This window comes from Actinomadura kijaniata NBRC 14229 (assembly GCF_001552175.1).
Classification (GTDB): Bacteria; Actinomycetota; Actinomycetes; order Streptosporangiales; family Streptosporangiaceae; genus Spirillospora; species Spirillospora kijaniata.
Map to the genome: position 1 here is coordinate 71,840 of NZ_BCQR01000030.1, position 14,575 is coordinate 86,414.

14 protein-coding genes and 1 pseudogene are annotated in these 14,575 nt (G+C 71.5%); 8 read left to right on the top strand and 7 right to left on the bottom strand.

Translation table 11 applies throughout. The features are described 5' to 3' along the window. Window positions 1–8 precede the first annotated feature (8 nt). Window positions 9–332 carry a DMT family transporter gene (locus AKI01S_RS11230; RefSeq protein WP_067814718.1) on the top strand — a complete coding sequence of 108 codons (324 nt, stop codon included), beginning with the start codon at window positions 9–11 and terminating at the stop codon, window positions 330–332. 66 nt (window positions 333–398) lie between these two features. Here AKI01S_RS11230 and AKI01S_RS11235 read toward each other — a convergent pair whose 3' ends face one another. Further along, a complete protein-coding gene (locus tag AKI01S_RS11235; protein ID WP_067814721.1) occupies window positions 399–1,184 on the bottom strand; it encodes a sporulation protein in 786 nt (261 codons plus the stop codon). 320 nt (window positions 1,185–1,504) lie between these two features. Between AKI01S_RS11235 and AKI01S_RS11240 the strand changes: the two genes are divergently transcribed. The 3 genes from AKI01S_RS11240 (at window position 1,505) to AKI01S_RS11250 (ending at window position 5,250) form a co-directional block, all read left to right on the top strand. After that, the gene (locus AKI01S_RS11240) at window positions 1,505–3,337 is read left to right on the top strand and encodes an acyl-CoA dehydrogenase (protein WP_067814723.1); all 1,833 of its coding nucleotides are present in this window, start codon (window positions 1,505–1,507) and stop codon (window positions 3,335–3,337) included. A 128-nt stretch (window positions 3,338–3,465) separates the two neighbouring features. Next, window positions 3,466–4,887 carry an OmpA family protein gene (locus tag AKI01S_RS11245; protein WP_067814725.1) on the top strand — a complete coding sequence of 474 codons (1,422 nt, stop codon included), beginning with the start codon at window positions 3,466–3,468 and terminating at the stop codon, window positions 4,885–4,887. Between the two features lie 108 nt (window positions 4,888–4,995). Beyond that, on the top strand, window positions 4,996–5,250 hold the full coding sequence (locus tag AKI01S_RS11250; protein WP_067814727.1) for a DUF6458 family protein: 255 nt from the start codon (window positions 4,996–4,998) through the stop codon (window positions 5,248–5,250). Between the two features lie 4 nt (window positions 5,251–5,254). Here AKI01S_RS11250 and AKI01S_RS11255 read toward each other — a convergent pair whose 3' ends face one another. The 6 genes from AKI01S_RS11255 to AKI01S_RS11280 form a co-directional block, all read right to left on the bottom strand. Further along, window positions 5,255–6,181, bottom strand: coding sequence for a TIGR03564 family F420-dependent LLM class oxidoreductase (locus AKI01S_RS11255; protein ID WP_067814729.1), 927 nt, complete (start codon window positions 6,179–6,181; stop codon window positions 5,255–5,257). 99 nt (window positions 6,182–6,280) lie between these two features. Next, window positions 6,281–7,633: a dihydrolipoamide acetyltransferase family protein gene (locus AKI01S_RS11260; protein ID WP_067814731.1), complete on the bottom strand. Its 1,353-nt coding sequence runs from the start codon at window positions 7,631–7,633 to the stop codon at window positions 6,281–6,283. Window positions 7,634–7,638: 5 nt separating this feature from the next. Further along, complete coding sequence (locus AKI01S_RS11265; RefSeq protein ID WP_067814732.1) at window positions 7,639–8,622, bottom strand: alpha-ketoacid dehydrogenase subunit beta; 984 nt, start codon at window positions 8,620–8,622, stop codon at window positions 7,639–7,641. Further along, a complete protein-coding gene (gene pdhA, locus AKI01S_RS11270) occupies window positions 8,622–9,743 on the bottom strand; it encodes a pyruvate dehydrogenase (acetyl-transferring) E1 component subunit alpha (protein ID WP_067814734.1) in 1,122 nt (373 codons plus the stop codon). Before pdhA ends, AKI01S_RS11265 begins: the two co-directional genes overlap by 1 nt. Window positions 9,744–9,999: 256 nt before the next feature. Beyond that, window positions 10,000–10,551, bottom strand: coding sequence for a thymidine kinase (locus AKI01S_RS11275; protein WP_067814736.1), 552 nt, complete (start codon window positions 10,549–10,551; stop codon window positions 10,000–10,002). A gap of 70 nt (window positions 10,552–10,621) precedes the next feature. After that, window positions 10,622–12,232, bottom strand: coding sequence for a hypothetical protein (locus AKI01S_RS11280; RefSeq protein WP_067814758.1), 1,611 nt, complete (start codon window positions 12,230–12,232; stop codon window positions 10,622–10,624). Window positions 12,233–12,329: 97 nt separating this feature from the next. Between AKI01S_RS11280 and purS the strand changes: the two genes are divergently transcribed. From purS to AKI01S_RS11300, 4 genes and pseudogenes are all read left to right on the top strand, one after another. Then, entirely contained in the window at window positions 12,330–12,572 is a 243-nt protein-coding gene (gene purS, locus AKI01S_RS11285) for a phosphoribosylformylglycinamidine synthase subunit PurS (RefSeq protein WP_067814738.1), read from the top strand. Window positions 12,573–12,834: 262 nt separating this feature from the next. After that, on the top strand, window positions 12,835–13,281 hold the full coding sequence (locus tag AKI01S_RS11290; protein ID WP_245681573.1) for an ATP-binding protein: 447 nt from the start codon (window positions 12,835–12,837) through the stop codon (window positions 13,279–13,281). A gap of 134 nt (window positions 13,282–13,415) precedes the next feature. Further along, entirely contained in the window at window positions 13,416–14,096 is a 681-nt protein-coding gene (gene purQ, locus AKI01S_RS11295; protein WP_067814742.1) for a phosphoribosylformylglycinamidine synthase subunit PurQ, read from the top strand. Then, window positions 14,093–14,575: pseudogene (locus AKI01S_RS11300) on the top strand (hypothetical protein); the annotation flags it as partial. The gene purQ and the pseudogene AKI01S_RS11300, both read left to right, overlap by 4 nt.

The following is a 14,575-nucleotide window of genomic DNA, read 5'->3' on the forward strand; positions in this document are numbered from 1 at the left end:
CGTGGGAAATGGCCTGGATCCTCGTCGTCGCCGCCGGACTGCTCGAAGTCGCGATGGCCCTTTCGCTGAAGATGAGCAGGGGCTTCACGCAGCCCTGGCCGTCGGTCGGCTTCCTGCTCTTCGCCGTCGCCAGCTTCGGGATGCTGAACCTCGCGCTGCGCACGCTGGAGGTCGGCACCGCCTACGCGGTGTGGGTCGGCATCGGGGCGGTCGGCACCGCCGCGCTCGGCATGCTGCTGCTGGGCGACCAGGTCTCCGCCCTCAAGATCATCGCCCTGGTGCTGATCGTCACCGGGGTGGTCATGCTGAACCTGGCGGGCGGCGCCCACTGAACGCGGCCGGGCCGGGGACGCGGACGTCCGCGTCCCCGGCCCGGCCCACCGCGTCGGATCAGCCCGTCAGAAACGGCCCTTGCGGCGGCAGAGCTTGGTCAGCAGCCCCTCTATCCGCTGCTCCCAGTTCGTGCTCTCGGCGGACGCGTAGTCCACGGTGAAGTGGCAGAGCTCGTCGTGGCCCCCGGTGAACCCCGCACCGCGCTTGTCCAGCTCCAGCACCACCGACATCGACTTCGGGGCGGCGACGAAGGTGACCTCCAGCTCCCTGATCGCCGAGGAGTACTTCGCGGGCGGGTAGAACTCGATCTCCTGGTAGAACGGCAGCTTCTGCTCGATCCCCCAGATGCGGCCCTTCTCCAGGTCGGCGCTGTGGAAGCGGAAGCCCAGCGCGCCGAACGCGGCCAGCACGCGTTCCTGCGCGGGCAGCGGGTGGATCGCGATCGGGTCGAGGTCGGTGGCGTCCACCGCCCGCGCGACCTCCAGTTCGGTGGCGATCCCGACGGTGGTGCCGATCAGCGGCCGCCCGTACAGGTGGGTCAGCGGCGCCTCCCACGGGATCGGGAACTCGAACGGCAGGCTGTAGCGCGCCCCGTCGTCCAGCCGGAACGAGCCCGCCAGCGGGAACCGGGCGTACTCCAGGTTCTCGCGGTGCTCGTGGTCGCCCGACTCCGCCTCGACCCGCGACCGCAGCGCGAGGGTCACCTTGTTGATCTCGGCGTCCGCCTTGCCGCCCACGATGACGACCTCGCCCCGGACCACCCCGCCCGGCTGGACGTCGGCGTTGTGGAGCACGGTCTCGACCTCCGGCCCACCCACACCGGCCGCCTGCAACAGCTTCTTGAAGACCAACGCGTGTTCCTCTCGTGAAGTGCGGGGTGGTTGTTTCGTTTGTTGCCGGTCAGACGACTCCGGTCCCCGGCCGGTTTCACCGTTGTTCGGGATTGCCGGATCCGGCCAAAGGCGCCGGTGGTCGCCACGGCGTGCTCGACGCGGCCCTGTGACACGTGTCACTTTCTTGACCCCGTGCGGAGGTTGATGTGGCACGTGTCCGCGCGGTCGTCCCGCCGGGGTGGGTTGCCAGGGGTTACCAGCGGGTAGCATGATGGCGAGTTACTGACCAGTACGTTACGCGGGGCCGCCGGCCGCCGCCGGACTTAACGGAGTGTTCGATGGGGCACTACAAGAGCAACCTCCGCGACATCGAGTTCAACCTCTTCGAGGTGTTCAACCGTCAGGAACTGCTCGGCAGCGGCCCGTACGCGGACCTGGACGAGGAGACGGTGCGCAGCATCCTCGACGAGGTGAACCGCCTCGCCGAAGGGGTGCTCGCCGACTCGTTCGAGGACGCCGACCGGAACCCGCCGAAGTTCGACCCGGCCACCGGCACCGTGACGATGCCGGAGTCGTTCAAGAAGTCGTTCAAGGCGTGGATGGACGCCGAGTGGTACCGCGTGGACCTGGCCCCCGACTTCGGCGGCACCGGCGCTCCCCGCAGCCTCACCTGGGCCATCGCCGAGCAGGTCCTGGGCGCCAACCCGGCGATCTACATGTTCTCCTCCGGCCCCGGCTTCGCCCAGATCCTGTGGCACATCGGCAACGAGGACCAGAAGCGCTTCGCCGAGATCGCCCTGGAGCGCCAGTGGGGCGCCACCATGGTGCTGACCGAGCCGGACGCCGGCTCCGACGTGGGCGCCGGCCGCAGCAAGGCGGTCCAGCAGCCCGACGGCACCTGGCACATCGAGGGCGTCAAGCGCTTCATCACCTCGGCCGAGCACGACATGGCCGAGAACATCTTCCACCTGGTGCTGGCCCGCCCCGAGGGCGCCGGCCCCGGCACCAAGGGCCTGTCGATGTTCCTGGTGCCCAAGTACCTGGTGGACCTGGAGACCGGTGAGCTGGGCGAGCGCAACGGCGCCTACGTCACCAACGTCGAGAAGAAGATGGGCCTGAAGGTCTCCACGACCTGCGAGCTCACCCTCGGCGAGAAGCACCCCGCCGTCGGCTACCTGGTCGGCGACGTGCACGAGGGCATCAAGCAGATGTTCCTCGTCATCGAGTACGCCCGCATGATGGTCGGCACCAAGGCCATCGCGACGCTGTCCACCGGCTACCTCAACGCGCTGGAGTACGCCAAGGAGCGCGTCCAGGGCGCCGACATGACGAAGATGACGGACAAGACCGCGCCGCGCGTCACCATCACCCACCACCCGGACGTGCGCCGCTCGCTGATGACCCAGAAGGCGTACGCCGAGGGCATGCGCGCGCTGGTCCTGCTGACCGCCTCCTACCAGGACGCGGTGCAGATCGCCGAGCACGAGGGCCGCCGGGACGAGGTCGCCGAGAAGGTCAACGACCTGCTGCTGCCGATCGTCAAGGGCTTCGGCTCCGAGCGCGCCTACGCCCTGCTGGGCGCCGAGTCGCTCCAGACCCTGGGCGGCTCCGGCTTCCTCCAGGAGTACCCGATCGAGCAGTACATCCGGGACTCCAAGATCGACACCCTGTACGAGGGCACCACCGCGATCCAGGGCCAGGACCTGTTCTTCCGCAAGATCCTGCGGGACAACGGCGAGGCCCTGAAGGTCCTGGCGGGCGAGATCAAGGCGTTCGCCGAGTCCGAGGCCGGCAACGGCCGGCTGAAGGCCGAGCGCGCCCTGCTGCTCAAGGCCCTCGACGACGTCCAGGGGATCCTCGACCCGATGGTCGGCTGGGCCCTGGCCTCCATGGAGAACCCGAAGGAGATCTACAAGGTCGGCCTGAACGGCAGCCGTCTGCTGATGGCCCTCGGCGACGTGGTCGTGGGCTGGCTGCTGCTGCGCCAGGCCGAGGTCGCCCTGGCCAAGCTGGGCGGCGACGTCTCCGAGGCCGACAAGAACTTCTACACCGGCAAGGTCGCGGCGGCCCAGTTCTTCGCCCAGAACGTCCTGCCGAAGATCGCCGCCGAGCGCGCCGTCGCCGAGGCCACCAACCTCGACGTGATGGAGCTGCCGGAGGAGGCGTTCTAGCAGACCCCTCCGTCTCCCGCGGAAGGTCGGTCAGCGGCCCCGCCCCCCACCGTGGGGGCGGGGCCGCTGCGCACCAAGGAGATGATCACTACTGTGGACGGTCCCCTCCCGCACGGAACGGAACGCCCATGCCGATCGCGCCGCGCGCCCTGGCCCTGCCCCTCGCGGTCCTGCTCGCCGCGTCCTGCGACGACACGGGCCCGAAGAAGGTCGACCCGCCCGTCACGGGGGCGACCGCAGCAGCCCCGGCCCACGCGCCGACCGGGGGATCGCTGTCCCGGGAAGGGTGGTTCGGCTCCGGGGACCCGCTGCACGCGCGCGTCGAGGTGAGGGGCGTCGAGCGCGCCGCCGGCAAGGCCACCGCGCGCCTGGTGGTGACCTCCCTCGACGCCTCGGCCAAGCAGGCGGCGTTCCCCGTCACCCTCCTGGACCCGGTGAACCGGAGGCTGTACCGGCCGGCCACCGCCCCCGAGGCCCGGCCGTTCGCGCCGAACGCGCCGCAGGAGGTGACCGTGGACTTCCCGGCCCTGTCGGGCCGCCCCGAGAAGCTGACGGTCCTCACGCCGGGCTCGGCGGGCGAGATCACCGGCGTCCCCGTCACCGGAACCGACGCCCCGCCGACCGCGCCCGCCGCCGTCGACCTCTACGACATCACCGAGGGCGAGACCCGGGATGTGACGGCCGGGGCCTCGGACGTGAAGCTGAACCTGCGCGCGGACGTGCTGTTCGCGTCCGGCAAGGCCACCCTGGGCGAACGCGCCGAGCAGGTCCTCGACGAGGCCGCCAAAGAGATCAAGGCCGAGGCCGACCCCTCCCGCCCCCTCACCCTGAACGGCCACACCGACGGCGAGGGCGACGACGACCGCAACCTGAAGCTGTCCCGCGAACGCGCCGAGGCCGTCGAGAAGGAGCTCAGGACACGTCTGGGCAGCGGATTCACCTACACGACCTCCGGCAGGGGCGAGCAGGACCCGGTCGCCAGGGAAGGCGGGAAGGACGACACGTCGGCCCGCTCCCGCAACCGCCGGGTGGAGATCTCCTACGCCGTCCGGCGAACGGAGACCACGGCCACGACCGCGGCCACGGCCACGGCCTCAACGTCCCCCGCGCCCCGGGGCGGAACGGCGACTCCGGCCGCGTTCCGGGCCCAGGACGGCGCCAAGGTCGCCAGCCGCCACGCCCGCTTCGGCGGGCAGAAGCGGCGCATCGACGTGAAACCGTTCTACCGGGACGGCGCGTACATCGTCGCGGTCTTCGACCTGGTCAACGAGGGTCCGGGCACCACGCCCCCGGACGCCTCCTACTCCCACCAGGACTATCCGGGCGGCCTGTTCACGTCGTTCAGCGTCGTCAACGGCAAGGACGTCCACCGCGCCGTCCGCATCGGCACCGGGACGACGTATCTGAGCGCGCTCAGCGCGGCGTTCCGCACGGCCCCGGGCGAGCCGAGCCGGGCCTACGTCTACCTCCCGGCCCCGCCCGGCGACCCGAGAACGGTCGTCTTCGACGCCGGACCTTTCGGAAAGGTGAACAACGTCCCGGTCTCTTGAGATCACTTCGGGTCTCAGCTTGGTGACGGCGCCCGCCGGGGGTGTGGCGGGCGATCGGAACGGAAACGTAAACAGCACGGCTGCGGAACGTCGTGCGGAGGTCAGCGGATGGGCATCGGCGTCAGCATTTTCACGATCACCCTGGGGCTGATCCTCAAGTTCGCGATCCGCCCGGACGCGATGCGGGACCCGATCGACATCCATGTGGTCGGCGTCATCCTGATCATCGTCGGCGGGGTCTCGTTCGCCCTGCAGCTCCTGATGATGATCAAGATGCAGCAGAACCACCAGCAGCCCCGCAACGGCTTCCCCGACAACCACCGCGACCGCCTCTACGACGGCGAGAACCCGCCTCCGGCATGAGCGGTCAGGAGCGGGTGAGGTCGCCCAGCAGGCGCCAGGTGCGCAGGCGGTCGGCGTCGCCGGTCAGGTCGGTCTGGGTGAACACGACCTCGGTCGCCCCGGCGTCGAAGTAGCGTCGCACCTGCCCGGCCACCTGTTCCTCGTCGCCGACGACCACCAGGTCGGCGGCGCGTTCGGCGCCCTCCAGCTCGATCACGCGCCGGTAGGACGGCACCCGGTCGTAGAAGGCGGTCGCCTCGGCGGCCGCCGCGCGGGCGGCGTCGACGTCGCCGGTCACCACGCCCGCCACCAGGGCGACGACGCGGGGAGCCGGGCGTCCGGCCCGTTCGGCGGCGGCGGTGATCTGCGGGACGATCCGCTCTTCGAGCGTGCGCGGTCCGGCCAGGAACGGCAGCGTGCCGTCGGCCAGCTCGCCCGCGACGCCCAGCGCCTGCGGGGCCATCGCGGCGACCAGCACCGGGACCGGCGGTTCGGCGCCCGCGACGGCGGCGGGCATCGGCGGGGCCGCGGTCAGCGTCTCGCCCCGGAAATCGGCGGTGCCGGTCTCCAGCAGCGAGCGGAGCGCGGTGAGGAACTCTCGCAGCCGCGTGATCGGGCGCTCGTAGGGCACGCCGAACGCGGGTTCGATCAGGTCCTTGGCGCCCAGCCCCAGGCCGAGCTGGAACCGGCCGTGCGCGGCGGCCTGGCTGGTCTGCGCCTGGCCGGACACCAGCAGCGGATGGCGCGCGAAGATCGGCACCGCGGAGGTGCCGACCCGCAGGCCCGGCACCTCCCGGCCGACGATCCCGGCCAGGGCGATCGCGTCGTGGTCGAAGCGCTGGCCGATCCAGGCCGAGCGCAGGCCGGCGTCCGCGGCCCGGCGCGCCGCGGCGACCACGTCGTCGACCGCGTTGCCGGTGGCGGCGGGGTTGAGGGCGACTCCCAATTCCATGATCGACTCAACCGCGCCGGATTCCGGGCTATTCCGGTGGGCTTGGTTTCCTTCCGGATCGCCGGACGGGGCGCCGCCGCGCGGCGGCACCCCGCCGGGTCAGGACCAGGCCAGCATGTGGAGGGGGTCCTCCAGCATCGCCCCCACGTCGCGGAGGAACTTCGAGCCCAGCTCGCCGTCGATGATCCGGTGGTCGAACGACAGGGCCAGCGTGGTCACCCTGCGGATCGCCAGCTCGCCCCGGTGGACCCATGGCATGTCCCTGATCTGGCCGAACGCCAGGATCGCCGCCTCGCCGGGGGTGATGATCGGCGTTCCGGTGTCCACGCCGAACACGCCCACGTTGGTGATCGTGATGGTGCCGTGGGACATGTCCGCCGGGGTCGTCCTCCCGGCGCGGGCGGTCTCGGTCAGGTCGTTGAGCGCCTTGGCCAGGTCCGGCAGGGACATGGCGTGGGCGTCCTTGACGTTCGGGACGATCAGGCCGCGTTCGGTGGCGGCGGCGATGCCGAGGTTCACGTAGTGCTTGACGACGATCTCGTCGCCGGCCCACGCGGAGTTCACCATCGGGTACCGGGCGGCGGCGACCAGCACGGCCTTGGCGACGAGCAGGAGGGGGGACACCCGCACGCCCGCGAAGTCCGGCATCTCGCGCAGGCGGCGCACCGCCTCCATCGTCTCCGTCACGTCCACCTGGAGGAACTCGGTGACGTGCGGGGCGGTGAACGCCGAGTTCACCATCGCGTTCGCCGTCGCCTTGCGGACGCCCCGGACCGGGACGCGCTCCTCCCGCCCGGCCGGGGCGGACGGGGCGGACGGGGTCGGCCGCGTGGCGGCCGGCTGCGCGGCTGCGCGGACGTCGTCGCGGGTGATGGAGCCGTTCGGGCCCGTCCCGGTGAGCGCGGCGAGGTCCACACCCAGGTCCTTGGCCAGCTTGCGGACCGGGGGCTTGGCGAGCGGCATGCCGTTGCCGGGCCGTTCGGCGGGCGGCGCGGGCGGCTGCTCGGGGACCGGGGCCTGCCGCCCCTTGCGGGGACGCCGCTTGGTCGCGCCCGGCTTGACGCCGTAGCCGACCAGCACCGGCTGGCGCTTGGGCTCCTCCGGGGTGACCATGCCCGGCTCGTCGGGGCTGGGCACCAGGTCCTGCTTCAGCGCGGCGGGCTGGGCCGGGGGCTCCGACACCGGCGTCGCCACGGCGGAGGAGTCGGCGGCCACGTCCACCGAGATGATCGGCGTGCCGACGTCCACGGTGTCGCCCTCGGTGACCATCAGCTCGGTCACCACCCCGTCGAACGGGCAGGGCAGCTCCACGATCGCCTTGGCGGTCTCGATCTCCACGATGGTCTGGTTGACCTCGACGGTGTCGCCGGGCTGCACGTGCCACTTGACGATGTCGGCCTCGGTCAGCCCCTCGCCCACGTCGGGCAGCCTGAACTGCTTGATGTCGCTCATCGGTGTCACCAGCCGAACGTCCGGTCGACCGCGTCCAGGATGCGGTCGAGATCGGGCAGGTAGTGGTCCTCCAGCCGGGACGGCGGGTACGGCGTGGAGAACCCGCCGACCCGCAGCACCGGCGCCTCCAGCCGGTAGAAGCACCGCTCGGTGATCCGCGCCGCCAGCTCCGCCCCGAACCCCGAGTACACCGGGGCCTCATGCACCACGACGCACCGCCCGGTCCGCTCCACCGACCGCACGACCGTGTCGATGTCCAGGGGGTTGAGGGAGCGCAGGTCCACGACCTCCAGGCTGCGGCCCTCCTCGGCCGCCGCCGACGCCGCCTCCAGGCAGGTCTTCACCGACGGGCCGTAGGCCAGCACGGTCACGTGCTCGCCGGGCTGCACGACCCGCGCGGCGTGCAGCGGCGTCCAGGCGCCCGGGTCCTGCTCGACCGGCGCCTTGTCCCAGTAGCGCCGCTTGGGCTCGAAGAAGATCACCGGGTCGGGGGAGGAGATCGACTGCTGGATCATCGAGTAGGCGTCGGCGGAGTTGGAGCAGGCCACCACGCGCAGGCCGGCGGTGTGGGTGAAGTACGCCTCGGGCGACTCGGAGTGGTGCTCGACGGCCCCGATCCCGCCGCCGCACGGGATCCGCACCACGACCGGCAGGTTCAGCCGGCCCAGGGAGCGCATCCCCATCTTCGCCAGCTGGGTGATGATCTGGTCGGCGGCCGGGAACACGAACCCGTCGAACTGGATCTCGACCACCGGCCGGTACCCGCGCAGCGCCAGCCCGATCGCGGTCCCGACGATGCCCGACTCGGCCAGCGGCGTGTCGATGACGCGCTCCTCGCCGAAGTCCTTCTGCAGCCCGTCGGTCACCCGGAACACGCCGCCGAGCTTGCCGACGTCCTCGCCCATGACCAGGACCCTGGGGTCGTTCTCCATGGCCTTGCGCAGCCCCGCGTTCAGGGCCTTGGCCAGCGCCAGAGGTTCGGCGACCATCACTCACTCCCCTCGAACGAGGCCAGATAGGCGGCGAACTGCTCCTGCTCCTCGGTGATCAGCGGATGCCCCTCGGCGTACACGTGCTCGAACATCGCCATCGGCCCCGGATCGGGCAGTTCCAGACAGGCCTTGCGCAGGCCGCGGGCGTAGTCCTTGGCCTCGGTGTCGATCTCGTCGAAGAACGCCGCGTCCGCCAGGTCGCCGCGCACCAGGTACGCCTTGACCCGTTCGATCGGGTCCTTGAGCTTCCAGGCCTCCTCCTCGGCCTTCAGCCGGTACCGGGTCGGGTCGTCGGTGGTGGTGTGCGCGCCCATCCGGTACGTGTAGGCCTCGACCAGCGTCGGGCCCTGCCCGCTGCGCGCGTTCTCCAGCGCCTTCCGCGTCACCGCCAGGCACGCGAACACGTCGTTGCCGTCCACCCGGACGCCGGGGAACCCGTAGCCCTGCGCCCGCTTGTAGAGGGGGATCCGCGACTGCTTCTCCAGCGGCTCGGAGATCGCCCACTGGTTGTTCTGGCAGAAGAACACGACGGGGGCGTTGAACACCGAGGCGAACACGAACGACTCGTTCACGTCGCCCTGCGAGGTGGCCCCGTCGCCGAAGTAGGCGATGGTCGCGCCCGCCTTGTCGGTCCCCAGGATCCCGTCGCGCTGCATGCCCATCGCGTAGCCGGTCGCGTGCAGCGTCTGGCTGCCGATCACGATGGTGTAGAGGTGGAAGCGGTACTCCTCGGGGTCCCAGCCGCCGTGACTGACGCCCCGGAACAGGCCCAGCAGGTTGAGCGGCGGGACGTTCCGGCACCACGCCACGCCGTGCTCCCGGTAGGTGGGGAAGACCATGTCGTGCTCGCCGAGGGCCCGCCCGGACCCGATCTGCGCGGCCTCCTGCCCCAGCAGCGACGCCCAGATCCCGAGCTCGCCCTGGCGGGTCAGCGCCACCGCCTCCAGATCGACCCGCCGCACGATCACCAGGTCGCGGTACAGCGCGCGCACCTGCTCGGCGGTCAGCTCCAGGGGGTAGTCGGGGTGGTCGACGCGCTCCCCCTCGGGGGTGAGCAACTGGACGAGGTCGGCGCCCTCCTGGACGCCCGGTGCGCCGCGCACGGAGTCGATCGTCATTGATGACACTCCTCGTTCGGGGCCGGCGTCCGGGATCGCCGTTCACCGGCCGGCGTCAGTGGCCCCGCCCCCGGATAAGGGGACGAACGCCGCTAATGCCATCGTGGCAGACATCACACCCAGGGAGGCAAGTCCCCGATGACCGGATGCCTACCCCACCCGAACCACCCGAACGCCTTTCCACCCCGCCGTGACCCGGCGTGTCGCCACCGTCACCCGGCGGGGAACGGGCCGCGCGGCGGCCCCGGCCGGGGCGTCAGGCCAGGCCGGCCATGAAGTGGTGGCGGCACAGCGTCACGTACTCGTCCTCGCCGACCTGGACCAGGTCGCCGGTGTGGACCATGACGCCGTCCACGGTCCGCGCGTTGTGCGTGGCCCGCCGCCCGCACCAGCACCGCGACGACACCGGCAGCGTCGTGACCCGGTCGGCCAGCTCCACCAGCCGCCGCGACCCCTCGAACAGCCGCCCCCGGAAGTCGGTGAGGATGCCGTAGCACAGCACCTCGATCCCGAGCCCGTCCACGATCCCGGCCAGCTGCCCGATCTGCTTGGGGCTGTAGAACTGCGCCTCGTCGCACAGCACGTACGGCACGGGCGTCCGCGCGGCGATGTCGTCGTAGAGGTCGAGGCCGTCGGTGACGTCGATGGCGTCCGCCTTCAACCCCAGCCGCGACGTGATGTAGCCCGCGCCCGCCCGGTCGTTCTTGCTGTAGAGCAGCCCGCCGCCGCCCCGGCTGTGGTGCTCCTGGAGCAGGATCGTCGACTTCCCGACGTCCATGGTCCCCGTGAAGAAGACCAGCTCAGCCATCGACGAACCTTTCTCGGGACCTGCGGACCGACGGGATGATATCGGCGATCCCCGCCCGAACGCCCCGGGATCACTCCCGGGACAGGGACCTGGTCGCCCCGGCCGCCACGGTCAGGCCGAGGAGGAAGCCCGCGCACACGATCAGGTTGGCGATCCACTGGTAGATCCCCTTCGGCGCGAAGACGCGTTCCTGGCCCAGGTCGCCGATCGGCAGCAGCAGGTCGAGGGTGTAGAAGAACGCGTTGAAGTGCGGGTGGTCGTCCTCGTTCAGGATGGCCGGACGGTGCAGCGAGAAGACCACCGTCCCGAACACCAGCAGCCCCAGCAGCCAGCTCGCCGCGCGGAACGGGCGGTAGCCGTAACCCACCGTCACGTCCTGCAGCCAACCGACGATCTTGCGGGGGAGGGACTGGGTCTTGCGGCGGTCGCGGGCCTTGGCCAGCAGGACCGTGCGGCCGTCGGCGTCCAGGCCCAGCGAGCGGTAGGTCTGCGCCAGCCGCTCGTAGGGCTGCGGCTGGTAGCCGTCGCGGTCGCGGCGGATCCACGCCAGGCGGTCGCGGGCCACCATGGGCGGGTCGAGGTTCTCGTACTGCAGGCCGTCGAGCTGGAGGCGTTCCGGCCAGGTCTTGGGATCGTCGCGCAGCAGGTTGAGCCGGGCGTAGGACAGGTCGACGACGCCCTTGATCGGCTCGGCGAAGTGCAGCAGGACCTCCTCGGCCTGGAGGCGCTGGAGGCTCAGCGCCGTCTCGCCGGGGTTGGACAGCCGCGCGCCGCGCAGGCTGAGCTGGCCGGTGATCCGGGCGCCCTCGAACGACACCGACCCGTCGGCCGTGAACCCGTCGGAGCAGTACACGTCGGTCTCCACGGCCAGGTCGTTGGCGTTCAGCGCCACGTCCCCGGGGTGGGAGAGCTTCGCGCCGACCAGCGACAGGTAGCCGCCGACCCGCGCGCCGCGCAGCCGCACCGCGCCGTTGGCCGTGAAGCCGCCGTCGCAGAACACGTTCGCCGCGACGTCCAGGCGGCTGGCGTACAGGGCCGCGCCGCCCTCGTTGTGCAGGTGCGCCTGCCGGAAGATCAGCTGGCCGCCGACGCGGGCGCCGGGCAGCCGGACCTCGCCGTGCGCGGTGAACCCGTGGTCGCAGTACACGTTCGCGTCCACGACGAGACGGTCGCCGAGCAGCGCGTCGCCGCCGGGGTTGGCCAGCTGCACGCCCGACATGTTCAGGATGCCCGCGATGTGCGCGCCGTCCAGCAGCAGGCCGCCGGTGATCCGGCTGCCCTGGAGCCACAGGTGGCCGTCGATGCGCGCGCCGGAGGCGTTCAGGCCCGGCATCCGGCACCGCATCAGGTGGACGGTGTTCATGCTCGCCCAGTACAGCAGCGGGGCCTCGTCGAACACGCAGTCGGTGAGGGTCAGCGGCACCGCCACCGAGGCGTGCCCGAGGTTGAGGTGCCCGATGATCCGGGCGCCGGTCAGGTTGACCGCCGCGACCTGCCCCGGCTCGGGCTCCACCGCTCCGGCCAGCAACGCCACCAGCACCTGCGCGCGGACCACCCGTTCGGGCCCCCAGCTCCCGGGGTCGGTGAACGCCGGGTCGCCCCCGGACAGGTCCACCACCTCACCGCGCGGAAAGGCCTCCCAGAGGCGGCGCTCGGGCGGCGACAGCTCCTCGATCTTCATCGGCGACTCCGGGGACGGGTGCTGGTGCATCGTGCCCTGTCATGGTGCCGTACGCTTCACCCCGTCAGGTAAACCAACGCACCTCAGGGGGACGATCGTGGCGCGCGTCGTCGTCGACGTCATGCTCAAGCCGGAGATCCTCGACCCGCAGGGGCAGGCGATCGTCCGCAAACTGCCGCAGCTCGGGTTCGAGGGGGTCGCGGCCGTCCGCCAGGGCAAGCGCTTCGAGGTGGAGCTGGACGGCCCCGCCGACGAGGCCGCCCTGGAGCAGGTCCGCAAGATCGCCGAAACGCTGCTGGCGAACACGGTCATCGAGGACTTCGAGGTCCGCGTCCTCTGACCCGCCCGGCCCCCGGGGAACGCGCCGCGCCATCCGCCGGGCCCGCCCGCCGCGCCGTTCCGGCCGTTGTGGGAACGGTCCAGACCGCCGGGTCGGACGCCCGCGGAGATCATGTCGCGCAATGGTCATGAAAGACCGGACAGTATAGCGATTACGGAAGATTCCACCGGGGAAGTCCTATCTGCGTCGAGTCGTCGGGCGAGCTCCGGAACCGGGGGTCCGACCAGGGGGGCCTGGGAATGACACGAGGTGACCGGTGGACATGAAGTTCTCGCTCGCGCTCCCCCGCGTGGCGCCGAGCATCCCCGTCGTCCGGCGGGTGGTGGGCGACGCGCTGCGCGCCCTCGGCGTCACGGAGGAGTGCGTCGCCGACATCCTCGTCGCCGCCTCCGAGGCCTGCACCAACGCCGTCGAACACGCCCACGCGTGCGGCAACTACGAGGTGTTCGGCCACGTGGACGAGGACACCGTCCAGCTGAAGATCATGGACTGGGGGCGCGGGCCGCGCCCGGTCCCGCCCGGCACGGGGCCGGGAAGCCTGGCCGAGTCGGGCCGCGGCATCAAGATCATGCAGGCGCTGGTGGACGACCTCGACATCGACTCCGGTCCCGACCGCGGCACCGTCGTTCACCTGCGGAAGCGGTTGACCTGGCGAGACGAGGCGCTCAACCGCAGCCTCGAACGCCGTCTCATGCACAGCGCCGGGTAGATTGGGACGCGCGCGGGGGGTTTTCGACGCGTAACGGTTGACCGGTGGTACCCGCCGCCGTCGCCGGCCGCCCTCATACGCAGTAGCGCCTGCCGCCACGGCGGGCAAGGATCGCAGGCGAAGGAACAGAAGCGATGGATGCTGCCCGGGTCGGGGTCATCACCTTCCCAGGTTCACTCGATGATCGCGACGCCGCACGTGCGGTGAGGCTGGCCGGAGCCCAGCCCGTCGCGCTCTGGCATGCCGATCACGACCTGCAGGGGGTGGACGCCGTCGTCCTGCCCGGCGGGTTCTCCTACGGCGACTACCTGCGCGCGGGCGCGATCTCGGCCGCCGCGCCGATCATGGCCGAGGTGAAGGCCGGCGCGAACGCGGGCCTGCCGGTGCTCGGCATCTGCAACGGTTTCCAGGTCCTGTGCGAGGCGCACCTGCTGCCCGGCGCGCTGCTGCGCAACGTCGGGCTGCACTTCGTCTGCCGCGACCAGCGGCTGCGCGTCGACAACGCCGACACCGCGTGGACCTCCGACTACAGCCCCGGCCAGGAGATCGTCATCCCGGTCAAGAACGCCGACGGACGGTACACCGCCGACGACGACACGCTGAAGGCGCTGGAGTCCGAGGGCCGGGTCGTGGCGCGCTACCTGGACCTGAACCCCAACGGCTCGCTCAACGACATCGCGGGCATCACCAACGAGGCCGGCAACGTGGTCGGCCTGATGCCGCACCCCGAGCACGCCGTCGAGTCCCTCACCGGCCCGTCCACCGACGGGCTCGGCTTCTTCACCTCGATCATCAAGAGATTGGTCAACGCGTGAGTGAGCAGCGTCCCACCGTTCCGGGCGATCCGGCCGACAAGGGCGGCGAGGAGCCGACGCTGGAGTGGTTCGCCGACCTGAAGGACGACGCCGACGACCCCGAGCTGCACGCCGTGAACCCCGCGGTCACCCAGGCGTACGAGGCGATCCTGGAAGAGAACGAGGAGGCGCGGCCGGACCGCGCCGAGCAGGCCCCGCAAGCCCCGCAGGCGCCGCAAGCCCCGCAGGCGCCGGAGACCCCCGAGGCCCCGGCCCCGCAGGCGCCGGCGTTCGAGCAGCCGCGGTTCGAGCAGGAGCGGTTCGACCAGCCGCGGTTCGACCAGCCGCCCGCCGCGCGGGCCCCCGAGATGTTCCAGGACCCTGCGGCGTCGCCCGCGCCGGTGCCGGGCGCCTCCTGGACGGTCCAGCCGCCGTCCGACCCGCCCACCGCCGACCCGTCCGCCGCCGAGCCGGCCCCGGCGCCCGGCGAGCCCGGCGGG